21 protein-coding genes are annotated in these 21,843 nt (G+C 71.0%); 15 read left to right on the forward strand and 6 right to left on the reverse strand.

The annotated features are described in order from the left end of the window. Positions 1 to 39 precede the first annotated feature (39 nt). The gene (locus tag ACFWRT_RS08860; RefSeq protein ID WP_381121244.1) at positions 40 to 915 is read left to right on the forward strand and encodes a tetratricopeptide repeat protein; all 876 of its coding nucleotides are present in this window, start codon (positions 40 to 42) and stop codon (positions 913 to 915) included. Positions 916 to 1,264: 349 nt separating this feature from the next. Next, positions 1,265 to 1,441, forward strand: coding sequence for a hypothetical protein (locus ACFWRT_RS08865; protein WP_380950059.1), 177 nt, complete (start codon positions 1,265 to 1,267; stop codon positions 1,439 to 1,441). 270 nt (positions 1,442 to 1,711) lie between these two features. Here ACFWRT_RS08865 and ACFWRT_RS08870 read toward each other — a convergent pair whose 3' ends face one another. Beyond that, positions 1,712 to 2,191 carry a TetR/AcrR family transcriptional regulator gene (locus ACFWRT_RS08870; RefSeq protein ID WP_380950060.1) on the reverse strand — a complete coding sequence of 160 codons (480 nt, stop codon included), beginning with the start codon at positions 2,189 to 2,191 and terminating at the stop codon, positions 1,712 to 1,714. An 18-nt stretch (positions 2,192 to 2,209) separates the two neighbouring features. Next, positions 2,210 to 2,332, reverse strand: a complete 123-nt coding sequence (locus ACFWRT_RS08875) for a hypothetical protein (protein WP_380950061.1) — start codon at positions 2,330 to 2,332, stop codon at positions 2,210 to 2,212. A 99-nt stretch (positions 2,333 to 2,431) separates the two neighbouring features. On the opposite strand from ACFWRT_RS08875, the gene ACFWRT_RS08880 reads away from it, so the two are divergent. The 3 genes from ACFWRT_RS08880 to ACFWRT_RS08890 all read left to right on the forward strand — a co-directional run bounded on the left by ACFWRT_RS08880 (position 2,432) and on the right by ACFWRT_RS08890 (position 5,407). After that, positions 2,432 to 3,022, forward strand: coding sequence for a CGNR zinc finger domain-containing protein (locus ACFWRT_RS08880; protein ID WP_380950062.1), 591 nt, complete (start codon positions 2,432 to 2,434; stop codon positions 3,020 to 3,022). A gap of 147 nt (positions 3,023 to 3,169) precedes the next feature. Then, positions 3,170 to 4,003 carry an alpha/beta fold hydrolase gene (locus ACFWRT_RS08885; protein WP_380950063.1) on the forward strand — a complete coding sequence of 278 codons (834 nt, stop codon included), beginning with the start codon at positions 3,170 to 3,172 and terminating at the stop codon, positions 4,001 to 4,003. Between the two features lie 210 nt (positions 4,004 to 4,213). After that, complete coding sequence (locus tag ACFWRT_RS08890) at positions 4,214 to 5,407, forward strand: IS701 family transposase (RefSeq protein ID WP_380950064.1); 1,194 nt, start codon at positions 4,214 to 4,216, stop codon at positions 5,405 to 5,407. Here the strand turns inward: ACFWRT_RS08890 and ACFWRT_RS08895 are convergent. After that, positions 5,347 to 7,308 (reverse strand): helix-turn-helix domain-containing protein, encoded by a 1,962-nt coding sequence (locus tag ACFWRT_RS08895; RefSeq protein ID WP_380950065.1) that lies wholly within the window; start codon positions 7,306 to 7,308, stop codon positions 5,347 to 5,349. The two genes, ACFWRT_RS08890 and ACFWRT_RS08895, sit on opposite strands and share 61 nt — an antisense overlap. Positions 7,309 to 7,583: 275 nt before the next feature. Between ACFWRT_RS08895 and ACFWRT_RS08900 the strand changes: the two genes are divergently transcribed. Together ACFWRT_RS08900 and pabB are read left to right on the forward strand one after the other, a co-directional pair. Continuing rightward, positions 7,584 to 8,291, forward strand: coding sequence for a methyltransferase domain-containing protein (locus tag ACFWRT_RS08900; protein ID WP_380950066.1), 708 nt, complete (start codon positions 7,584 to 7,586; stop codon positions 8,289 to 8,291). Positions 8,292 to 8,340: 49 nt separating this feature from the next. Next, entirely contained in the window at positions 8,341 to 10,551 is a 2,211-nt protein-coding gene (pabB, locus tag ACFWRT_RS08905) for an aminodeoxychorismate synthase component I (RefSeq protein WP_380950067.1), read from the forward strand. Positions 10,552 to 10,622: 71 nt separating this feature from the next. Here the strand turns inward: pabB and ACFWRT_RS08910 are convergent, their stop codons facing one another. From ACFWRT_RS08910 to ACFWRT_RS08920, 3 genes are read right to left on the reverse strand one after another with little or no spacing between them, the layout of a single operon-like run. Then, on the reverse strand, positions 10,623 to 11,753 hold the full coding sequence (locus ACFWRT_RS08910; RefSeq protein WP_380950068.1) for a transaldolase family protein: 1,131 nt from the start codon (positions 11,751 to 11,753) through the stop codon (positions 10,623 to 10,625). Positions 11,754 to 11,811: 58 nt separating this feature from the next. Beyond that, a complete protein-coding gene (locus ACFWRT_RS08915; protein ID WP_380950069.1) occupies positions 11,812 to 13,188 on the reverse strand; it encodes an MFS transporter in 1,377 nt (458 codons plus the stop codon). A 39-nt stretch (positions 13,189 to 13,227) separates the two neighbouring features. Continuing rightward, entirely contained in the window at positions 13,228 to 13,935 is a 708-nt protein-coding gene (locus ACFWRT_RS08920) for an AfsR/SARP family transcriptional regulator (RefSeq protein WP_380950070.1), read from the reverse strand. Positions 13,936 to 14,375: 440 nt separating this feature from the next. Between ACFWRT_RS08920 and ACFWRT_RS08925 the strand changes: the two genes are divergently transcribed. From ACFWRT_RS08925 to cysC, 8 genes are all read left to right on the forward strand, one after another. Further along, positions 14,376 to 15,056 carry an HAD family hydrolase gene (locus ACFWRT_RS08925; RefSeq protein ID WP_380950071.1) on the forward strand — a complete coding sequence of 227 codons (681 nt, stop codon included), beginning with the start codon at positions 14,376 to 14,378 and terminating at the stop codon, positions 15,054 to 15,056. A gap of 41 nt (positions 15,057 to 15,097) precedes the next feature. Then, positions 15,098 to 16,324 (forward strand): transaldolase family protein, encoded by a 1,227-nt coding sequence (locus ACFWRT_RS08930; RefSeq protein ID WP_380950072.1) that lies wholly within the window; start codon positions 15,098 to 15,100, stop codon positions 16,322 to 16,324. 72 nt (positions 16,325 to 16,396) lie between these two features. Further along, on the forward strand, positions 16,397 to 17,149 hold the full coding sequence (locus tag ACFWRT_RS08935; protein ID WP_380950073.1) for a sulfotransferase-like domain-containing protein: 753 nt from the start codon (positions 16,397 to 16,399) through the stop codon (positions 17,147 to 17,149). Beyond that, positions 17,146 to 17,877, forward strand: coding sequence for an SDR family NAD(P)-dependent oxidoreductase (locus ACFWRT_RS08940; RefSeq protein ID WP_380950074.1), 732 nt, complete (start codon positions 17,146 to 17,148; stop codon positions 17,875 to 17,877). The genes ACFWRT_RS08935 and ACFWRT_RS08940 overlap by 4 nt, the downstream gene beginning before the upstream one ends. 27 nt (positions 17,878 to 17,904) lie before the next feature. After that, entirely contained in the window at positions 17,905 to 19,053 is a 1,149-nt protein-coding gene (locus tag ACFWRT_RS08945) for a hypothetical protein (RefSeq protein WP_380950075.1), read from the forward strand. A 92-nt stretch (positions 19,054 to 19,145) separates the two neighbouring features. Then, the gene (locus ACFWRT_RS08950; RefSeq protein ID WP_380950076.1) at positions 19,146 to 19,940 is read left to right on the forward strand and encodes a class I SAM-dependent methyltransferase; all 795 of its coding nucleotides are present in this window, start codon (positions 19,146 to 19,148) and stop codon (positions 19,938 to 19,940) included. Positions 19,941 to 19,977: 37 nt separating this feature from the next. Continuing rightward, positions 19,978 to 21,303 carry an MFS transporter gene (locus tag ACFWRT_RS08955; protein WP_380950077.1) on the forward strand — a complete coding sequence of 442 codons (1,326 nt, stop codon included), beginning with the start codon at positions 19,978 to 19,980 and terminating at the stop codon, positions 21,301 to 21,303. Between the two features lie 49 nt (positions 21,304 to 21,352). Further along, positions 21,353 to 21,843, forward strand: a 491-nt coding sequence (gene cysC / locus ACFWRT_RS08960) for an adenylyl-sulfate kinase (protein ID WP_380950078.1), incomplete at its 3' end; no start/stop codon positions are given.

Here is a 21,843-nt window from a genome sequence, read left to right on the forward strand (position 1 = left end):
TGCCACCAGGCCCAGGATAGGTTCGTTGAGGCAGCCGAGATGTACCAGAGGGCCTCGGACCTGGCCCACACCACCGGCAACCACCGCCAGCAGGCGGGCGCGCTCATCAGCATCGGTCAATGCCACCGGATGCAGGATGAGTTCGGTGAGGCAGCCGAGATGTACCAGCGGGCCTCGGACCTGGCCCACACCACCGGCAACCACCTCCAGCAGGCGGTCGCGCTCATCGGCATCGGCGAATGCCACCAGGCGCAGGATGAGTACGGTGAGGCAGCCGAGATGTACCAGCGGGCCTCGGACCTGGCCCACACCACCGGCAACCACCTCCAGCAGGCGGTCGCGCTCACCGGCATCGGCGAATGCCACCTGCTGCAGGATGAGTTCGGTGAGGCAGCCGAGGTCTACCAGCAGGTCTTGGACCTGGCCCACGCCACCGGCGACCGCCTCCAGCAGGCGGAAGCGCTCGCCGGCCTCGGTCATTGCCACCTGTTGCAGAATGAGTTCGGTGAGGCAGCCGAGGTCTACCAGCGGGCCTTGGACCTGGCCCACGCCACCGGCGACCGCCTCCAGCAGGCGGTCGCGCTCATCGGCATCGGCGGATGCCACCAGGCGCAGGGTAGGTTCGGTGAGGCAGCCGAGATGTACCAGAGGGCCTCGGACCTGGCCCACACCACCGGCAACCACCTCCAGCAGGCGGTCGCGCTCACCCACATCGCCGAATGCCACCAGGCGCAGGGTAGGTTCGGTGAGGCAGCCGAGATGTACCAGAGGGCCTTGGACCTGGCCCACGCCACCGGCGACCGCCTCCAGCAGGCGGAAGCGCTCACCGGCCTCGGTCAATGCCACCAGGCGCAGGGGGAAGTAGCCGATGCCGAGCGCTGTCTCCGAAAGAGCACGGAACTCTTCGATGGCTGAGGTCAGATGGCCACTGCTGTTGGTGATTCGTCAGGATGATGCAGCCGTAAACTCCGGATTCACTGCGGGAGCACCCTGACGAATCATCAGGTAACGAAGGTCGATAGTCCACCTGACCGCACCCGAGCTGCCGCCGGATGCGCATCCACGCGTTGCTGTCAGCGAATACAGTGGGGGAGCAGAATGGCGGAGTCATTCGGTCACCTGGACACCAGCCAGATGGGCGCGGCGAGCGGATAAGCACACCGTCGACCTGGTCCGCTCCCGGCCGGACGCGATCGAGCCGCTGGTCGACCGCGACCAGCGGCTGTGGCGGACGTTCTACCCGCCGACCAGCCAGGAGGGCCTGGTGCCCCTCACGTTCGTGTTCGCGGACACCACGACCGCCAAGGTCGACAACGCGGTCGCCGTGCTGGAGCAGGACGGCCGCCGCTACTGGGCACCGCGCCGGTACGACTCCCTCTCCCGCCTAGAGAGCGCGAGCGGAGTGGCGACACCGCATCTCCTGCTGCCCGACCAACCTTAAGCCTCACCCGAGCCGCGGGGGACGAGACACTCAACGCAGGTCCATCGCCACTCTGCCGACGCGGCCTAGCCAGACAGATGGGGTGTATGTGAATGCATCGACTAATCCGGAAGATCCATCCTGGCGGGACACTCATGGGACCGTTGCCCTGATGGTGTGTCACCAATGGCGCTGACCTGCACAAATGTCTGGGTGTCCTCCGGCATCCGGAGCCGGGTGCGCAGGCCCGAATCCTGCCGGGTCACTTCCGGAAAAGAGGTCACCGGAAGCTCAGGCGCCCCTCTCCCCGGCGCTTCCCGCACCGTCGGCCCAGAAGGAATCCAGGGGCCGGGGACTGGCGGCGGCGATCAGTTGGCGGGCCGTACGGCGAGCCGTGTCCGCGGGTTCGGCGACGTTACCCAGGGAGTGGTTGGCGACCGCGCCTTCGTAGACCAGGAGCAGTTGATCGGCCAGGAGTTCCGGGTCGACGGCGCCGGTCGCCCGGGCGAGTTCGAGCAGGCGTGCGCGCAGTGCCCTCTTGTGCTGGGTGATCATCGTGCGGCACACCCCCTGCGGTGCGCCCAGCTCGAACTGGGCGTTGACGAAGGCGCCGCTGCGCAGTCCGTCCGGGGCCGACGAGCCGAGCGCGTCGAACACCGCCAGCAGTCGTCGGCGCGGGTCCGGGCCCGCCGCCCGGAGACACTCGTCGAGGGTGAGCCGCCAGCGCACCTGGCGCCCGTCGAGGTAGGCGAGGAAGGCTCCGGTGTTCATGGATCTCCTGGTGAGTTCTCAGCGGGTGCGGGCGGACCGGCGTACGGGAGGTGCCAGACCGAGCCGGATCGCGTTGCCGGCGCTGACGCCGTACGCCAGATCCTGGACGGCCTGGATCAGGTGGCGGAGCAGTGCACGCATGAGCGGGCTTCCTTCCCGGACGGGCAGGGGGGACGAGCGGACTCCGACAAGCTAAGGGGTATAGTTGCCTTTCTCTTCTTACGTTAGCAGGAGTAAGGCTTGAAGGTAGCTTTTTCCGATTACGCATGGGGGGCCGGCGCAGCCACCGGTCTCGTCAACACCTCTGCCCTCGTCCGCACCGCGGCCGGGGAGATCCTGACGGACCCCGCCGCTCTCGCCGGGTTCCTCGTGGAGCAGGGACTGCGCACCGAGCCCGTGGCGGAGCTGCCGTCCGAGGACGATCTCGCCCGGGTGCTGGCCCTCCGCCAGGAGACGCGCACCCTGCTGGAGGCCGGGGACGAGGGCGAGGTCGCCGACGGCGCGAACGAGCTCGTCGCCCGGGTGGCCACCCGTACGGCCCTGCTCAGGGACGACGCGGGCAGGTGGCAGTGGTACGTCGTCACCCCGCCGGGCTGCTCCGTCGCTGAGGAACTCACCGTCCTCATCGGGACCGGCCTGCTCGGTGTCCTGCACACCTTGAGCCACGACCGCTTCCGGCCCTGCTCCTCGCCGGTCTGCCACGGTCTCTTCGTCGACACCAGCAAGGCGGGTCGTCGCCGCTACTGCATGCCGGGCCTGTGCGGCAACCGCCTCAACGTGGCCAGCCACCGCGCCCGCCGACAGGCCGGAGAGCGTCCGTCGGCAGGATGAAGCAGCGCCTGGACGGAACCGGAACCGGGCGCGGCCGAACCCTGCGCGGCTGCGCACTCGTTGAAGCAGGACGCGAGCGGCCGTCGCCCGGAACAGCACCGGGGAGGCGCTCGCCGGGACGACCCGCACACGAGAAGGACGACAGAAGTGACCGACTGGCAGTTGCGAGAGAGCTTCCCCACCCCGTCCGGCACGGTCCGCTGGGACCGGCGCGGACCGGACGACGCGGAGGCCGTCGTCCTGCTGCACGGAACGCCGTTCTCCTCGTTCGTCTGGCGGGAGGTGGCCCAGGCCCTCGCGCAGCAGTACCAGGTGTTCGTCTGGGACATGCCGGGTTACGGCGTCTCGGAGAAGCACCCGGGACAGGACGTCTCCCTGGACGCGCAGGGCAAGGTCTTCGCCCAGTTGCTGGACCACTGGGAACTCACCGACCCGGCCGTCATCGCGCATGACTTCGGCGGCGCCGTCGCCCTGCGGGCCCATCTGCTGCACAAGGCCGCCTACCGGGGCCTGGCCCTGGTCGACCCCGTCGCCCTGGCCCCGTGGGGCTCGCCGTTCTTCCGGCTGGTGGGAGGCAACAGCGAGGTCTTCGAGCAGCTTCCGCCCGCCCTGCACCGCGCGCTCGTGAGCGAGTACGTGCGGTCGGCCAGCTTTCCCGGGCTGCGCTCCGACGTGGCCGACCGGCTGACCGCCCCCTGGTCCGACGAGGAGGGCCAGGCCGCCTTCTACCGGCAGATCACCCAGGCCGATCAGCGCTACACCGACGAGATCCAGGAGCTGTACCCCTCGATCGAGCTGCCGGTCACCGTGTGCTGGGGCGCCGAGGACTCCTGGATCCCGGTGGCCAAGGCGCACGAACTGGCCTCCGTCATCCCCGGCGCCGCGCTCACCGTGATCCCGGACGCCGGACACCTCGTACCGCTGGACGCGCCGGCCGCGCTGACCGCCGCTCTCCTGGCCTTCCTCCGCGACCTCCCCTGACACCGGTACCGGCAGCGGGCCAGGGGTGGTGGCCGGACCACCACCCCCGGCCCGCCCCGCCCGCCGCCCCCCTCCCCCGGAGGACGCGCGACGGTGGTGCGGCCACCACCGGGCAGCGGTGCGGTGTGCCCGGCACACCTCCTGCGCGCCGCGCTCCGCGGCGACCCTGGTGTGCGGGCGGCGAACGCCCCCACACCAGGAGGTGCCGCCATGGCCGGAGACAGGACTCCCCTCACGCCCGCCCGCGTCTCCCGTCTCCCCGCGCCCCCGCTCCCCGGTCCCGAAGAGCGGGTCACCGAGCTGTGTACGGCTCTGCTCTCGGGTTTCCAGCGGTACGAACAGCGCATCCGGGCACGTCAGTACATGGACGGACTGCTGCACGCCCAGGGGCGCAAGTCGATAGCCAACATCGCGACGACGGTCGGCGTCCCCGGCGACGAACAGCGGCTGAGGCACTTCGTCAGCAGGTCGCACTGGGCGGTCGGGACGGTCCGGCGGGCCCTGGCCGCGTTCCTGGAGGAGGACGGGCCCCCCTCCGCCTGGGTGGCGCTGCCGGTCTCCATCCCCAAGGCGGGTGAGCACACCGTGGGGGTCTCCCGGCACCTCTCGCCCGACGGGAAGCACGTGGTGAACGGCCAGCGCGCGCTCGGTGTGTGGTACGCGTCGGAGCGGGTCGTCGCCCCGGTCAGCTGGGGTCTGGAGCTGTCCGGCGACCGGCAGCAGGCCGGCCGCGACACAGGTGGCGGGAGCGGGCCGGAGAAGGGCGGGCCGGTCACCCCCGACTGTCTGCACGACCTTCTCGACGATGTCCGCCAGTGGGGAAGCACCCGACGTCCGGTACTGATGGACGCCCGGGGGCGGGACGAACCGCGGCGGCTGGCCGCGCTGTTCGCGGGCCGGGCCCCGGCCGCCGCGCGCATCAGCGGGTGGACGCCGCTGGTGGGCGGCGACCGGACCGCCCCGGGCGGGCGCGTGGTCGCGGCCCGCGACGCGCTGGGCACCACGCTCCGGGTACGCCGCGGGGTGCGGGCCGAACCGCTCGGGGGGCGGCCGGTGGCGACGGCGACGGCGGCGGTGCGGCTGGCCGGCGCCGAGGACCGGTCCCGCCGGGAGGGCGGCCGGCTCACGCTGCTGGGCGTCTGGCGCGAACCGCGAAGGGCGCCGGGCGAGTTGTGGCTGACGAACATGGACGAGGCGGCGACGGACTCCCTGACGTCCTCGGCACGGCTGCTGCACGCGGTGGGCGACGGCTGGCGGACCCGGGGCGCGGCGGTGGGGCTCGGCGACTACGAGGGGCGCTCCCTCCACGGCTGGCACCGGCACATGACACTGGCGTCCGGCGCCTACGCCATGTCGGCGCTCTCCTCACCGGGCCAGGCGAAGGCCTCCGGCCTCTCGGCCTGAGCGGGGCCGAGGCCGCGCTTCCGCCGCAGCAGTTCGTGGGTCCGGTGCAGCCGCAGTGCCACCTGGACCTCCAGCGCCTGTTCCGGCTTCAGCCAGTCGGCGCCCAGCAGTTCGGTGATCCGTTCCAGTCGCCGCGAGACCGTGTTGGGGTGGACGTGCAGGGCCTCCGCGGCGTGGGTCGGGCTTCCGCCGGCGGTGAAGTACGCGTCGAGTGTCCGGGTGAGCTCGGTCGTGCGCTGTGCGTCGTAGTCGAGGACCGGGCCGATCGTGACGGCGATGAAGTGCGCGGCGTCACGGTTGTCGGAGAGCAGCACCCCGAGGAACCCCAGGTCCTCCGGGGAGGCGTGGGCCCCGGTGCTGCCGAGCGAGATCAGCGCGTCCAGGCAGCGCCGCGCCTCCTGGTGCGTCTGCTGGATCAGGTCGGGGCCGGACACCGGCCCGGCCGCGCCGACGGTCACCGGGTGGCCGAGCAGCGGGCTGAGTTCGGCGGAGACGGCGGCGGCGGACGCGCTGGAGTCGACGGCGGGCAGCAGCAGGGCGACACAGCCTTTCTGGATGCTTCGCAGTCCGTCCACCCGCCGGGCGTAGGCGGCGGCCCAACTGGCCACTCTGCCCTGTTCACCGCCCTCCGGGCGGATGACGACGACCACGTGCGGCCGTTCGAGGTCGACGTTCAGCCGGCCCGCCCGCTGGAGTATCTGCCGGGCCGGGCGGTGCGAGGAGAGCAGATCGTCGAAGAGCTCGTCACGGAACGGGCTCGCGGCGGCCTCCTCGCCCCGCTGCAACCGGAGCACCACGGCGACGGACTGCGCGGCCAGCAGCAGGAGTTGCTCCTCGGCTTCGTGCTCCGGTGTGTGCGGGTGGTGCAGGAGAACGCCGAGCTCCTCGTTCGCGGCCATGACCGGCACGACCCAGGTGCCGGTGGACAGCGCGACCGGGAGGCGTCGGGCGGAGGCGGCCCGGGACGCCTCCAGCGCCTCGGCGGCGTCGACGGCGGGCACGGCTCCGGCGGCCGCGAGCGTACGGTGTTCGGCGTCCTTCACCTGTACCGCGCCGCGCAGCGCCGCGGCCAGCTCGGCGACCAGTCCCTTCAGGCCCCGGCCGGCCAGCGCGTGGTCGACGAGCCCGGTGTGCAGGCGGGCCAGCTCCCGGGCCCTGACCAGTTGCGCCTTCGTCCGGGAGGTCCCCGACCTCAGGGTGGCGACATCGGCGCGGCTACGTTCGAGGGCGCGGGCCCTCTCGATGGCCACGGCGGCGAGGTCTCCCAGCGAGCTCATCAAGGAGACCTCGCCGATGGTGAAGTGCCGTATGTTCCGGTCGGCGGCGTACAGCACGCCGAGGATGTCGTCGCCGGACTTGAGCGGCGCCGCGATGATCGCCCGCAGCCCCTCCGCCCGCACCACGTCGTCCAGCACGCCGGTGTGGCGCAGCCGCTCGTCCGACAGGTAGTCGGGGGTCCAGATCGGCACGGACCGGGCCGCCGCCTCGTCGCCGAGGCCGTAGGCACCCGGCACCCGTAAGCCGACGGTCAGTGCGGAGGCGTGGCCGTCGGCCGTCCGCACGGAGCTCCCGCCCGTCCCGGCGTCGCGGAAACTGATGTAGGCCATGTCGAGGCCGAGCAGCGTCCGGGTGCGGCGGGTGATGGTCTCCAGCAGCGCGTCCAGGTCGTAGGGGAGGGTCAGTTCACGAGCGGTGTCCAGCAGCGCGGAGAGTTCCGCCTCACGCTGCTGGCGGCGCGAGAACAGCGTATGCACGCGGTGCGCGAGACGCTCCGCCTGCTCCCACCGCGCGAGTGTCCCGGGGTCCGCGCCGCGGGTCCGGGCCCGTCGGAGAAGGTCGGCGATTTCTGCGGACGGAGCCTCGGCGGCGAGTAATTCGAGAATGCCGATCATTTCACTCATACCCGGCTGTTCGGCTGAATCCATCACTTCTTCGCCTTCTCGTAGGAACAGGCACGAATCGACCCACATCTCCTGGAGGCCGACCACGCCTGTGCAATCTCCCCCGATCGCCAACCCGTGGCACCGAATGTGACGGGCATCACAGGCGCGGAAGGTGATCGCACCACCGCGCACCCGTCCCGCACGGTCATCGGAACACCTTCCCCATTCCCCCCACGGCCGAGAACAGTGGCAGGCGGGAAAGGTCCGTACTCCGCCGAGTGCCCGGAGGAACCGTGTCCGACGTGCAAAGCCATCTGAGGTCCCTGGAACGCAGCAGGCGCTCACGGACCGACCCTGACCGCCCCCGCACCTTTTCCCTGCGCGGGCGGGAGTGGGATCTGCTGGACGATGTCTTCGCACCCATTCACTCTCCGTCGACAGAAATCGCCCTCGAATTCCTCGGACTCGACGAGATCGGTGCGCAGCAGCCCTCGTCGCTGCTGGAGATCGGCTGCGGCACCGGGGTGATCGCCGTGTCGGCCGCTCTCGCCGGATGCCGGACCGTGGCCTCGGACATCAACGAGAACGCCGTACGGAACACCCGGCTGAACGCCGACCGGCACGGCGTGGGCGACCGTCTCACCGCGGTCCACAGCGACCTGTTCGACGCATTCGACGACGGGGCCCGGTTCGACCGGATCTTCTGGAGCTCCAACTACGTGCTCGCTCCCGAGGACTTCGTCCACCGGTCGGTCCACGAACGCTCCTACGTGGACCCCGCCTACCGCGCGCACCGCCGGTACCTGGCCGAGGCACCGGGCCACCTGACGGAGGGCGGCGCCGTCCTGCTGCACTTCTGCGAGCGGGGGAACCTGGCCCGCCTGTCGCAGATCGCCGAGGAGTGCGGGCGCGAGCTGCGCGTCCTGCGGAGCCGGACGGTGCTGGAGGGGGAGGACCGGATCGAGCACCACCTGCTGGAGGTCCGCCCGCTGGACGGCTGACCGTCGCCCGTGCCCGCCCGGCACAGCCGAAGGAGTACCGAGTTCACCTATGCGCACGCTGCTGGTCGACAACCACGACTCGTTCACCTACAACCTCTTCGACTATCTGGCCCAGATATCCGGACGCGAGCCGACCGTCGTCCGCAATGATGAAGTCCGATGGAATTCCGGACACCTGCGCCCTTTCGACCGGGTGGTCATATCGCCCGGCCCCGGGCATCCCGCACGCACAGGTGATTTCGGAATCTCCGCGGACATCATCCGTTCAAGCACTGTTCCGCTTCTCGGCGTCTGCCTCGGGCATCAGGGCATTGCTCTGGCGAGCGGAGGCCGGGTCGTTCCGGCGCCGGAACCGTGGCACGGCCGTGTCTCGTCCATCGTGCACGCGGGCACCGGAATTTTCGCGGAGATCCCTCCACGTTTCGACGCCGTCCGCTACCACTCCCTCGCCGTCACCGACGTCCCCGACGATCTGGAGGTGACGGCGCGGACCGATGACGGTGTGGTGATGGGATTACGGCACCGGCACCGCCCCCTGCACGGTGTGCAGTTCCACCCGGAATCCATCGGGACGGACCATGGAATGCGGATCCTGCGGAATTTTATCGAGCTGCCGGAGGAGAGTCCGTGCCGGGCACGGCGGGCACGCCGGGCGCGGGCCGACGCCGCCCGCGCGACGACGAACCGGTCCGCCGGGACCGGTGCCGCACCGCAGCCGCAGCCGCAGCCGCAGCCGCAGCCGCAGCCGCAGCACCCCACGGCCCCGGCCCCGGTCCGGTTCCGGATCCACACCGAGACGCTGCGCACGCGCTGGGACGCCGAGACGGTCTTCGAGCACCTCCACGCCTCGGCGCCGTACGCCTTCTGGCTGGACAGCAGCAGCCCCGGCGGCCCGCTCGGCCGCTTCTCCGTCATGGGGGATGCCTCCGGTCCGCTGGCCCGGGTCGCCCTGGCGGACGTGTCGAGCGGCACCGTCCAGGTCTCCTCCCGGGGCGGTACGGAGATCGTCACCGGGGACTTCATGGACTGGCTGGACGCGGACCTGCGGAACATGGTGACCGATGTGCCGGAGCTGCCCGGTGACTTCGCGCTCGGCTGGGTCGGCTATCTCGGTTACGAGGTGAATCCGCCTCCCGGCGGCGGCCCGGCGCACCGCTCCGAGGAGCCGGACGCCGCGATGGTCTTCGCCGACCGGGCCGTGGTCTTCGACCACGACCAGGGCACGACCCGCCTCCTCGCCCTGAGCACCGACGGCGCGCGCGATCCGGCGGAGCCCGGCACGGACGAGGAGGCCGCCCGTTCCTGGCTGCGGCGGACGGCGGCGCGGCTGGAAGCCCTGGCCGGCCGGGAGCCGGCGCCGCCACCGGGCCCTTTGCCCGTCGCCGAGCGGGTGGAGCTGCGGCACAGCCGGTCCGCGTACCTGGATCTCATCGCCTCCTGTCAGGACCGGATCAGGGAGGGGGAGTCGTACGAGATCTGCCTGACCAACATGGCCGAGGCCCGGGTGGACCTGGACCCGTGGCAGAGCTACCGGCGGCTGCGCCGCTCCTCCCCCGCCCCCTTCGCCGCCCTGCTGCGGTTCGACGGGCTCTCCGTCCTGAGCAGTTCACCGGAGCGCTTCCTGCGGGTCGGCGCGGACGGGGTGGCCGAGTCACGGCCGATCAAGGGGACCCGGCCCCGTGGTGCGACGCGGGCCCAGGACGCGGCGCTGGCGCGGGAGCTCCGCACGGACGAGAAGGAGCGGGCCGAGAACCTCATGATCGTCGACCTGGTCCGCAACGACCTGGGGCGGTGTGCGGAGACCGGCTCGGTGGTGGCGCGGGACATCCTCCGCGTGGAGACGTACGCGACCGTCCACCAGTTGGTCAGCACGGTCAGCGCGCGGCTGCGCGGTGACGCGGGCGCGATCGGCTGCGTGCGTTCGGCCTTCCCCGGGGGCTCCATGACCGGGGCCCCCAAGGAGCGGACGATGCGGATCATCGAGCACCTGGAGGACGGCCCCCGGGGCGTCTACGCGGGGGCGATCGGCTACTTCTCCCTCAACGGGGCCGCCGACCTGAGCATCGTCATCCGTACGGCGCTGATCACTCCGGGACGTGTCCGGTACGGGGTCGGCGGGGCCGTCACCGCGCTGTCCGACCCGGAGGCCGAGTTCGAGGAGACGGTGCTCAAGACGAAACCGCTCTTCGCGATGGTCGCCGGCGCGCTGCCGCACCACGAGCCCGTCTCCACGGCCCGGGCGGACGCCTCCGGGCGCTGAACCCGGCGGGTGGGCGGCAGACCGACCCGGCGGGTGGGCCGGACACCGACCCGGCGGTGGCGGACGGCCGTTCACCGCCGGGGGTCCTCGTACGCCTCACGCACCGCGCCGGCGACCTCCCGGCGGCTCTCCAGGCCGCGTCGGCGCAGCGCACGGGCCAGCTCCGTCCCCGTACGCCCGATGTCGACGCCGGCCTGCCGCAGGTCCGACAGCACCGACTCCGCCGCCCCGGACTCCCCCGACAGCGTGTCGCCGCGCAGCCGTCCCGTCCGGGTCAGCGCTTCGAAGGTCGGCCGGGGCAGCGCGTGGACCGTGCTCCACGCCACGAGATCCTCCACCTGCCGGACGGCCAGGGGGCTCTCCGGCGCGTCACCCGCCGCCCAGACGAGGCGCTGCGGGCGGGCTCCGGCCGCCCGCAGCCGCCGCCAGCGGGCGGAGCCGAGCCGGCCCTCGTACACCTGGTAGGCGGCCCGGGCCAGGGCCTGCGCCGTACGTCCGGCGAGCGGAGTGCCGCCCTCACCGCCCGGGTCCAGGCGCCGCTCCACCGCCGCCGCCATCCGGGCCGCCTCGAACGTGGCCACCGCCTTGTGCCCGGCGACGGGGCGACCGGCGGCGACCGCCCGCTCCAGGCCCTCGAAGCAGGCCTCGGCCACCTCCGCGTAGCACGCGGGCGAGGTGATGTGACAGGCGTTCACCCCGATGCCCTCCGCCACGCAGTCGCTGATCGCGGTCAGCCCGGCGGCGGTGGCGGACACCGCCACCAGCAGGCTGGGCCGGTTCACCTCGCGCACCGCCTCGCGCGCCCGGGCCACCGTGGCGCGGGCGTCGTCGGTGATCCGCGGGTCCAGTTCCACGGTGACCCAGCCCTCGGCTCCCCCGGTCTCGACGAAGCGCGGTCGCAGCGCGTCGCAGGCCCGGCGGGCGTCCGCGTGGTGCAGGGCCCGTACGGCATCGTCCGGTGCGGGGCCTCCAGGACCGACCGGGCCCGGCTCCGTACGGAGGTCGGCGCGTCCGGCCCGGACCTCGTCGGCCAGTGCGCCCAGGGACAGCACGACACCGCTGACGGGGGCGTGCGCCGCCCACCGTGTGAGGGTTCCGTCCACGAGGGACCGGCGGCCGACCCGGTCCAGCCAGACGGCCACGCCCTCATGGGTCAGTTGCGTCAAGGCGCTGCACCCGCGCGGGGCGTCGTCTTCCCCCATGGAACGCTCACCACTCCTTCGGTCGGATCGGGCGGTCCGGTTCCGGCCGCACCACGGTTCACGGATCACCGGTGGCCCGGCGGCGCCGGATCGGGGTGTCCGGACGGCTCACCCGCTCCAGCGCCAGGCCACGGGTCTCGGGGGCCCAGGCGACCGAGACCAGCACCCCGGCGAGGGAGAGCGCGCAGCCCAGGAGCATGACCGGGCCGACGCCCCACGCCTCCAGCCCCAGCGGGACGAGGAACGTGCCGGCCGCGGCGCCGATCCGGCTGACCGCGGCGGCGAACCCGATACCGGTGGCCCGGATCTCCGTGGGGAACACCTCGCTCGGATAGACCGCCTGGAGCACGCTGGAGGAGGCGTGGAAGAGGGCGAAGACACCGAAGCAGAGGGCGATCACCCCGTGCGGGGCGTGCGGCCACAGCCCCAGGGCGAGCAGGGCGACGGCCGTGACGGCGAACGGCCCGATCAGCAGGGCCCGGCGGCTGACCCGGTTGATGATCGCCATGCCGCTCAGGCAGCCCACCAGCAGGAACCCGTTGAGCACCAGCTCCCCGGTCCCGTCGGACGGGGCGCCGAGGAGCCGCAGCACCTGCGGCGCGAAGGTGGAGATCGCGAAGAACGGGGTCACCTGGCAGAGCCAGAACAGGCTGGTGAACAGGGTCCGGCGGACGTAGGGCGGCGAGAACAGCGTGCTGTGACCCGTGCGGACCGGTTCGGCGTCCTCGTCCGGCGGGTCGAGCTCCCTGCCCAGCCACCGTCTGCTGATCGCCTCGGCCTCGGCCGTCCGGCCCTTGCTCACCAGCCAGCTCGGCGATTCGGGCGTGCCGAGCCGGGCCAGCAGGACCACCAGGGAGGGGATCGCGCTGCTGGCGAGGATCCAGCGCCACACGGAGACGTCGTCGGTCACCTGCGTCACCGCGATGCCGAACGCGGTGGCCAGGGTGTAGCCGACGTACCAGAAGACGATCAGCGAGGCGAGGAGCCGGCCTCTGCGGCGGGGCGGGGCGAACTCGGCGACCAGAGCGCCCGCGATGGCGTAGTCCGCACCCACCGCGGCGCCCATGACCAGCCGTACGACGAGGAGTTGGGCGGCGTCCTGGACGACGAGCTGGGCCAGGGAGCCGACGAGGAAGACCAGCAGGTCGATGAGGTACATCTTCTGGCGGCCGATCCGGTCGGTGAGCCAGCCGAAGACCAGCCCCCCGAAGAACAGACCGATCAGCGAGGCGGAACCGATCAGCCCCGCCCACACCGGAGAGAGCGCGAGGTCGTCACGGGCCAGCGGCATCGCGGCGACGACCACCCCCAGCACCCATCCGTCGCAGACCTCGCCGCCGCCGGCGCACACCGTGATGCGGTTCTCGAAGCGGCGGACGCGTCGGCTGTCCCGGTCGGCCGGACCGGTTCCCGGGTGCACATGCACGGCGGACACGAACGTCCTCCTCTTCTGCTCCGGTGGTGCCGGAAATCGCTAGCGTCCGGCCACGAGGGCCGGAGACAGATCGGTCCGTTCCGACGCAACGACGTCGAGTTCCGCGCTCTCGGTCAGAACAGCCGTCTGCAACTGCCTGATCCTGGGGCTCGGATCGATTCCGAGTTCCTCGTTCAGCTTCCGGTGGAGGAGGTGATAGGCCTCCAGCGAATCGGCGGTACGACCCGACCGGTAGAGGGCGACCATGTACTGGGCGTGCAGGTTCTCGTGCACCGGATTCCGGGCCACCAGGGCGCCGAGCTCGAAAAGGAGCTGGTGGTGCATTCCGAGCCGCAGTTCGGCGTCGATGCACTGTTCCAGCACGGTCATACGGAGCGCCTCCATGCCGGTGACGTAGGACTGGAGGCAGGGGCCGTGCTGCACGTCGAGCAGGGTCTGGCCGCGCCAGAGGCCGAGGGCCGAACGGAGCGCCGAGGAGATGCTTGCATCGTCACGGCGCCCCTGCGCCTGCCGGAAATCGGCCAGATGCCGGTCAAGGGCGTGCAGGTCGAGAGCGCCTTCGTCGACCTGGAGCAGATAGCCGTGGTGGTGCGTGCGCAGGATGCGCTTGCTCTCGTCCGCCGTCCGCCCGGGTGTGCCCGCGGCCAGGGCCTGGCGTATCTGGAAGACGCGCGTGTGCACGCTCTGGACGGCACTGCGCGGCGCCTCCCCGCCCCAGAGTTCCTGGACGCACGCGTCCAAGGTCACCAGGGAATTCGCTCTCGTGAGGAACAGGGCCAGTAACTGGCGCGTCTTCGGAGCGGACGGCAGCAGGGAATACCCGCCCTCCGCCAGCGATAACGGACCGAGAACTCCGAATTTCATCGCACTCCCTCTCGCACCGGCTTGTGGCCGAAGAGATCCGACGACAGCTGTGATCGGGGCCCGGGGGAACGGGTGAACAGGTCACCCATTTCATCGCCGTGCACCTGGGGACGAAGTTAGCCAGCCCGGGTCGACGGGTCCAGGAAGGAGAAGCGACTCCATCAACTGCGCCCGCTTTCACCCATTTTGACGCCACTTCCGGCCGTCCAGGTATCGAGCGGTGAGCGAATCGTAAGAACGCCTTGCTTTGCTCGGGGAGTCCCGCCGCCGGAATCACCCGAAGCGCGTGGCACAAGACGGCTCGCCATCCTGGAAGGGGTCCCATGACGAAGCCTCTGGTCATCTTCGACTGCGACGGGGTCCTGGTCGACAGCGAGACGCTGAGCTCGCGGGTCATGCGGGAGATGGCCGGCCTGGAAGGGCTCGCCTTCTCCTCCGAACAGGCTCTCGCCTTCATCCGCGGCCGCAAGGTCGCCGAGTGGGTCGGACAGTTGGAGGCCCAGCTCGGCCGGGCGCTCCCGGCCGGGTTCGTGCCGCGGTTCCGCACGAGGTCGGCGGAGCTGTTCGCCACGGAGCTGCGAGCGGTCCCCCACGTCCGCGATGTGGTCGACGGCCTCCGGCTCCCGTTCTGCACGGCGTCCAGTGCGCCGCGCGAGAAGATCCTCAACACCCTGGGGCTGACCGGCCTCCTGCCCTCCTTCCAGGACCGCATCTACAGCGCCTACGAGGTCGGCTCGTGGAAACCGGACCCCGGGCTGTTCCTCCACGCGGCGGCGGATCTCGGCGTACCGGCCGGCCGCTGCGCGGTCGTCGAGGACAGCCTCGTGGGCGTCCGCGCGGGACGCGCCGCCGGTATGACCGTGTTCGGCTACGCACCCCCGGAGAGCGGCACGGCCGGGGAGCTGGAGGCGGAAGGCGCGACGGTGTTCGGCTCGATGACGGAGCTCCCCGGGCTGCTGGACCGGTGGACCGCACAGGGTCCGGTCGCGCCCGCGGCCCGGTGAGAGCAGCCCCTCCCGGAGAACCGAGACAAGGGAAGATGCACATGCCGACTGTTCTCGAAGAACTGCAGCGCACCAGCGACGCGGCGGAGATCTGGTGGGACTCCTCCCCGCTCGACTTCCCCGGCTGGTGCGATCGCCACCTGGCCACGGCCCCGGACGCGTCCACCAGGGAACGGTGGCGCGAGCAGCTCCACCGCTTCCTCTGTCCGGCCACCCCGGAACTCTCCCTGGCCCGCGGGGTGACGACCAACCCCTCCCTGGTGGCCCAGAGCGTCCTGGCCTCGCCGGAGAGCTGGCGCAACGACATCCGTCAGCTCATCCGCAGCCAGGCCTCCCCCGATGTGGCGAGCACGTTCTCGCTCCTCTACGAGGAGGCCCTGCGCCGGGCCGCACGCGAGATGCTGCCCATGTGGGAGGCGAGCGAGGGCCGTTACGGCTGGGTGTCGGGGCAGCTCGACCCACGGCACATGTTCGACACCGACCTGATGCTCGAACAGGCCCTGAGCATCGCCCGGATAGCGCCGAACCTGATGGTGAAGGTGCCCGGAACCGCGCAGGGATACGCGGCCATCCGGCAACTGGTGGCCCGCGGGATCTCGGTCAACTCGACCCTCTCGTACACCGTCCCGCAGTTCGTGGCCTGTGCCGAGGCGGTGGAGGCGGGGCTGCTGAAGGCGAAGGCGGACGGGGTCGACACCGGACGGTGGCGCGCCGTCTTCACCCACATGATCGGCCGGTTCGGCGCCAACACCGATCTGCGCCACGAGGCCGCCATCCGCGACATCGAACTCTCGCAGACCGATCTGCGCTGGGCCGAGGTCGCCATCCTCAAGCGGATCCACACCCTCATCCGGGAGAACGGCCACCCCGTCAAGCCGCTGCTGTCCAGCCTGGAGGTGGACGATCCGGCCCTGGGGTCCGCGACGCTGAGCATGCACCTGGAGCAGAGCGCCGGCGGCACCGTCGCCTACACCTGCAAGCCACGGTTCATCGCCGACGTCATGCTCCGCGAGAGCGAACTGCCCGCCTTCGACGCCCGGGCCATCGAGGAGGAGGTACCGGCGGACGTCCTGGAGAAGCTGAACTGGCTGCCCTCGTTCCAACGCGCCTACGCCCCGGACGGTATGCGGCCCCAGGAGTTCTGCCATTACGGCTCTTTCATCTCCACGTACTCCGAAGTCATGGGGAACACCCGCAAGTTGATCGACTTCGTCGCCCACCAGTTCCAGGCGGCGGCACTCTCCGCCCGCCCGCTGCAGCTGATCTGACCCGACCGCTGCTGCCGATCTGACCCGGCCCGCCCAGTGGCCGCCCCCTTTCGATCGCCGAGGAGGTACCGGATGCACCGGTCCGTCGCACTGTGGAGCCACCCCCGGTCGATGTCGACCGCCCTGGAGCGCTCGTTCATCGAGCGGGGTGACTTCACGGTGTTCCACGAGGCCTTCGCCTACGTCTACTTCATGCACGAGGAACGCGCGGCCATCCCCCACAAGAACCAGGACCCGGATCATCCCCTGACCTATCCCGAGGTCAAGCGGATGATGGAGGACGCCCGGCACGAACGCCCGGTCTTCCACAAGGACTTCCCGTACCACTGTCTCGACCATCTGCTCAAGGATCCCGAGTACCTGCTCGGCCAGGTCAACACCTTCCTGATCCGGGACCCCGAGGAAGCCGTCCTCTCGCACGCCACCGTCCACCCCGAGCTCACGCGCGAGGTGCTCGGCTACGAACAACTGGCCCGCGCCTTCGACTTCGTCACGGAGCTGACGGGCGTCACGCCGGTGGTCGTGAACGCCGCGGATCTCACCGCCCGCCCGCGGGCCACCCTGGCGGCCTACTGCGAGGCGATCGGCGTCCCCTTCCTCCCCGACGCCCTGCAGTGGTCGGCGGGCGAGCAGCCGCAGTGGGCCACCTGGAGCGGCTGGCACACCGACGTCGCCGCCAGCAGCGGTTTCACCAGGCCGCCGGGCGCCTACCGGTTCACCTACGAGACCCGGCCCGAGCTACGGCAGTTCGAGCGCCACTGCCGCCCCTTCTACGACCATCTGGACCAGCACCGGCTGCGGCCGGCCGAGGAGGCAACCGTATGAGCATGCACACGGTCATCGTCACCGGCGGAGCGAGCGGCGTCGGCCGGGCTCTGGTGGGCAGGCTGCTGGACGCCGGCAAGACCGTCATCACGTGCGACATCGACGAGGCCGGCCTGAAGAGCCTCGCCGAGGAGCACGACGGGCGGCCGCTGGAGACCCACGTCACGGACGTGGCCTCGCACGCGGACTGCGACACCTTCATGGACCGGGTCCTGGCCGCCCACCCCGACGTGAGCGGGCTGGTCAACAACGCCGGCCTCTACCTCGGGCAGCCGGTCGGCGAGTACGACGACGAGACGATCGAGCGCGTCATCGCGGTGAACATCAAGGGGCCGGTATGGCTGTCCCGGCGCTTCGCCGAGCACCTGCTGCCGGCCGAGCGGCGGGGCGCCATCGTCAACCTCGCGTCCGTGGCCGGCGAGGTCGGCAGCTCCGACGCGCTCTACGGCACGGTGAAGGCCGGGGTCATCGGCCTCACGAAGTCGAACGCCATGAACTTCGCCCCCTACATCCGGGTCAACGTGGTCTCGCCCGGCCTCATCGTCAACACGGCCATCGCGGACCGGATACCGGCCTACCGCTACGCCGAATACAAGCGCCAGGAGCAGCTCGACGGCGACATCCTGCCCGAGTACGTCGCCGACGTCTGCGCCTACCTGCTCAGCGACGCGTCCCGGACGCTCACCGGCGCCCTCCTGCGCGCCGACAACGGCTCCTATCCCCGCTGAGCGCCCGAACACCGTGAAGGGAATTCCGTGGACTCCTCGACAGACGGTTCCGCCAAGCCGCTGATCATGATCGTGGGCATGGGTGATCTGAGCGCCCGGGTGCTCTCCATGCTGCTCGGCGACCCGGCGACCAACCGCGTCGTCCTCGCCGGACGCGACACCGACCTCATCCGCAAGCGCGCCAACCTGGCCCTGTTCACCGCGACCAACCTCGGTGAGCACGGCACGGCCGACACCGTCCACATCGACCTGCGCGATGTCGACGCCACCGCCGAGACGCTGGCCCGGGTCCGTCCCGACGTCATCTTCATGGGCGCCTCCCTGCAGTCCTGGCGGGTCATCACCGCCCTGCCCAAGGACGTCTTCGAGGAGCTCGACGAGGCGCAGTTCGGACCGTGGCTGCCCATGCACCTCACGCTCAACCACCTGCTGATGCGAGCGGTCCGGGAATCGGGCATCCAGGCACCGGTGGTGAACGCCGCCTTCCCCGACGCGGTCGGGCCGGTGCTCGACAAGGTCGGCCTGGCCCCGGCCATCGGCGTCGGCAACGTCGCCAACATCGTCCCGGCCCTCACCTGGGGGGCCGCGCACCTGCTGGACCTGCACCCCTCGCAGGTGCAGGTCCGGCTGACGGCCCAGCACTACTTCAGCCACTACGTGCCGCGCTTCGGCGACGCCGGGCGGGGCGCCTACCACCTCGCGGTGACGGCGGCGGACCGGCCGGGGGAGGCGGAGGTGGACCACGGTGCGCTCTTCGCCCAGCTCGACCGCCGGCTCAAGCGGCTCGGCGGGGTGGACGGCCAACTGCTCACCGCGTCGTCGGCCGTGCGGGTGCTGCGGGGCCTGGCCACCGACAGCGGCGTGGCGGCCCACGCGCCCGCCCCCGGCGGCCTTCCGGGCGGCTATCCGGTCCGGGTCCACCGGGGCGGCGGCACGCTCGACCTCCCGGAGGGGCTGAGCCGCGACGAGGCGGTCCGTATCAACGAGGACTGTCAGCGCGCCGACGGCATCGACCGGATCGACAGTGACGGGACGGTGCACTTCACCGACCGGGAGATGTCCGTGATGAAGCGGCTGCTGGGCTACGACTGCCCGAGCATGAAGCTCGGCGACGCCGAGGGCTGGGCCGACGAACTGGGCTCCAAGTACCGGGCGTTCGCCGCCACGTTCCACTGATCCCGCCGCCGGCCGGGGCTCGGTCCCCGGCCGGCCCCACGTCCGGCAGACCGCCTGGACGCCGTGATACCGCCGAGAGCCGGAGGACCATCGTGACCACACCCGCGACCCGGACGTCGGACGCCCTTGCCGCCGAGCGGGCCAAGAACGCCGAGGACTTCGAGGGACAGTACGTCAGCACCCTGGTCGACCGCTGGGACCAGCTCATCGACTGGGACCGGCGCCGCGCCGGCGAGCAGGACTTCTTCGTGGAACTGCTGCGCGGGGCGGAGGCCCGCCGGGTGCTCGACGTGGCGGCGGGGACGGGGTACCACGCGGTGACCCTGGCCCAGGCGGGCTTCGACGTCACCGCGGTGGACGGCAGTGCCGAGATGATCGCGCGGACCCGGCGCAACGCGGAGCGGCGGGGCCTGGTCCTGCCGGCGGTCCAGGCCGACTGGCGGAGCCTGGGCGAGCACATCGACGGGCGGTACGACGCGGTCGTGTGCCTGGGCAGTTCGCTGCCGCACCTCTTCCAGGAGAGCGACCGGCGGGCTGTGCTCGCCGAGTTCTACGAGGCGCTGAACCCCGGTGGCATGCTCATCGTCGACCACCGGAACTTCGACGCGATCCGACAGCACCGGTACCGCAGTTCCGGGAACTACTACTACTGCGGCACCGGAGCGACCGTGACCGTCGCCCATATCGACGACCGGCTGTGCCGTTTCCAGTACGACTTCACCGATGGCGGCACCCACCATCTGGAGGTCTACCCCATCCTCTCGGACGAGCTGTCGTCGCTGCTGATGGACACCGGATTCGACACCGTCCAGAACTTCGGCGACTTCCAGGAGAGTTACGACGCCGCCGCGGTCGACTTCGTCATCCACGTCGCCCGGAAGCAGTGATCCGCGTCCCATGAAGAAGTCAGAAAGGCCCACACCGGTGGTGAGGACAGAAAAGACAGACGCCGGCCGCTCGAAGGTGTTCGCCGCGTTCGCCACGACCGTGCTGCTGACCAGTTTCGTCGCCGCGACCTACGGTTTCGGCTTCTACCTGTTCGCGCAGCTCGTCACCGATATGCGCAGAGATATCGGCTTCGGCTACACCGCCGTCGGGACGATCACCGCGGCCGCCCAGTTCGGCTTCCTGGTGTTCGCCCTGGCCGGTACCTGGCTGTCGACCAAGGTCGGGGGCGGCCAGGTGGTCATCGGCTCGGTCGCCCTGTGCGGTCTGTGTCTGGTGGCGCTTCCGCTGAGCGACAGCATCATCGTGATCGGCGTCCTGCTGACGATCATGGGCGGAACCGCCGCCTCGGTCTATGTGCCGCTGGTGGAGATCGTCGGCCGGGTCATCGACTACCGGCACCGCGGCAAGGTCCTCGGGCTGGTCTCCAGCGGAACCAGCTACGGCGTGTTCGTCAACAGCATGCTGGTGCCCGGCTTCGTCCGGGACGACAACTGGCGCGGCCTCTGGTACTCGGTCGGCTTCGGCACGCTCATGGTGACCGCGGTGGCCGCCTTCACCTTCCACCGGCTGGGTCTCTTCCGCCAGGAGGAGGAGATACCGCCCGAGGGCGCCGAGCAGGCCGCGCCGGGCGAGCGGGTAACGCGGGACGACAGCGCCCGGGCGGGCTGGCGCATGGTGCTGGTCCGGTGGGTGGTCATCGTATGGACGATGAAATTCCTGAACGGCTTCGCGTGTATGCCGTTCCAGAACTACCTGTCCCCCTATCTGCGGGAGGGCCTGGGATTCGACATCGGTTTCGCGGCACAGGTGTGGGGCGCCATCGGGGTCATCGGCATGTTCGCGGGATTCGCGGTGGGCTGGCTATCCGACCGGATCGGCGTACGCGCCGCCCTGGTGATGTGTTACACGCTCTTCTTCCTCTCGGCCGTGATTCTCGTGGTCGCCCCCGTCGGATTCCTCCCGATGGTCTCCGGGGTGCTCTTCGCGCTGGCCTTCTATCCCATCTACGGGCTGGTTCCGGCTTATGTCTCCAAGTCGGCCTCCGGCGCCGCCGCGACCGTCATCTTCGGGGTCACGAACGTGACCCAGGGAATCGGCGGAATCGCGGGCAACTACACCGCGGCATTCCTCAAGAACCTGACCGGGGATTTCATGTGGTACTACGTCGTGATAGCCGTGACCGCCGTGGTTCTCGCCGTTCTCACTCTGCAACTGCCGCGTGAGGGCTCGGCGGAGAGCGCCATCGGCAAGAAGCCGGCCGCTCCCGAGGCGGGAAAGCAGGCCGCGCCTTCCGTCGGCTGACCGCACGCACCGTCCGCAGCGGCGGACGGTGCCCTGGGGAAAGGACCCCATGAAACAGCAAGGGATATGCACCTGCCGTCCTGGGGCCACGGTGTGGCTGACCGGACTGCCCAGCGCCGGCAAGACCACGCTCGCCAACGCCCTGGCCGACCGGCTGCGGGCCGACGGCCGCCGGGTGGAGGTGCTCGACGGCGACGAGATCCGGGAGTTCCTCTCGGCGGGGCTCGGCTTCTCCCGCGAGGACCGGCACACCAACGTCCAGCGCATCGGTCTGGTGGCGGAGGTCCTGGCACGCAACGGTGTGACGGCCGTGGTGCCGGTGATCGCCCCGTTCGCCGACAGCCGCGAGGCGGTCCGCAAGCGGCACGCGACCAGCGCGACCCCCTACCTGGAGGTGCACGTGGCGACGCCGGTCGAGGTGTGCTCCGTACGGGATGTGAAGGGGCTGTACGCCAGGCAGGCGGCGGGCGAGATCAGCGGGCTCACCGGGGTCGACGACCCCTACGAGGCACCCGAATCGCCCGACCTGCGCATCGAGTC

The sequence above is a fragment of the Streptomyces cyaneofuscatus genome (assembly GCF_042718795.1).
Lineage (GTDB): Bacteria > Actinomycetota > Actinomycetes > Streptomycetales > Streptomycetaceae > Streptomyces > Streptomyces cyaneofuscatus_A.

Coding starts and splice junctions, on each gene's coding strand:
- ACFWRT_RS08860 (WP_381121244.1), top strand. CDS start 40: ATGTACCAGAGGGCCTCGGACCTGGCCCACACCACCGGCAACCACCGC.
- ACFWRT_RS08870 (WP_380950060.1), bottom strand. CDS start 2,191: ATGAACACCGGAGCCTTCCTCGCCTACCTCGACGGGCGCCAGGTGCGC.
- ACFWRT_RS08875 (WP_380950061.1), bottom strand. CDS start 2,332: ATGCGTGCACTGCTCCGCCACCTGATCCAGGCCGTCCAGGATCTGGCG.
- ACFWRT_RS08890 (WP_380950064.1), top strand. CDS start 4,214: ATGGCCGGAGACAGGACTCCCCTCACGCCCGCCCGCGTCTCCCGTCTC.
- ACFWRT_RS08895 (WP_380950065.1), bottom strand. CDS start 7,308: ATGAGTGAAATGATCGGCATTCTCGAATTACTCGCCGCCGAGGCTCCG.
- pabB (WP_380950067.1), top strand. CDS start 8,341: ATGCGCACGCTGCTGGTCGACAACCACGACTCGTTCACCTACAACCTC.
- ACFWRT_RS08910 (WP_380950068.1), bottom strand. CDS start 11,753: ATGGGGGAAGACGACGCCCCGCGCGGGTGCAGCGCCTTGACGCAACTG.
- ACFWRT_RS08925 (WP_380950071.1), top strand. CDS start 14,376: ATGACGAAGCCTCTGGTCATCTTCGACTGCGACGGGGTCCTGGTCGAC.
- ACFWRT_RS08930 (WP_380950072.1), top strand. CDS start 15,098: ATGCCGACTGTTCTCGAAGAACTGCAGCGCACCAGCGACGCGGCGGAG.
- ACFWRT_RS08935 (WP_380950073.1), top strand. CDS start 16,397: ATGCACCGGTCCGTCGCACTGTGGAGCCACCCCCGGTCGATGTCGACC.
- ACFWRT_RS08940 (WP_380950074.1), top strand. CDS start 17,146: ATGAGCATGCACACGGTCATCGTCACCGGCGGAGCGAGCGGCGTCGGC.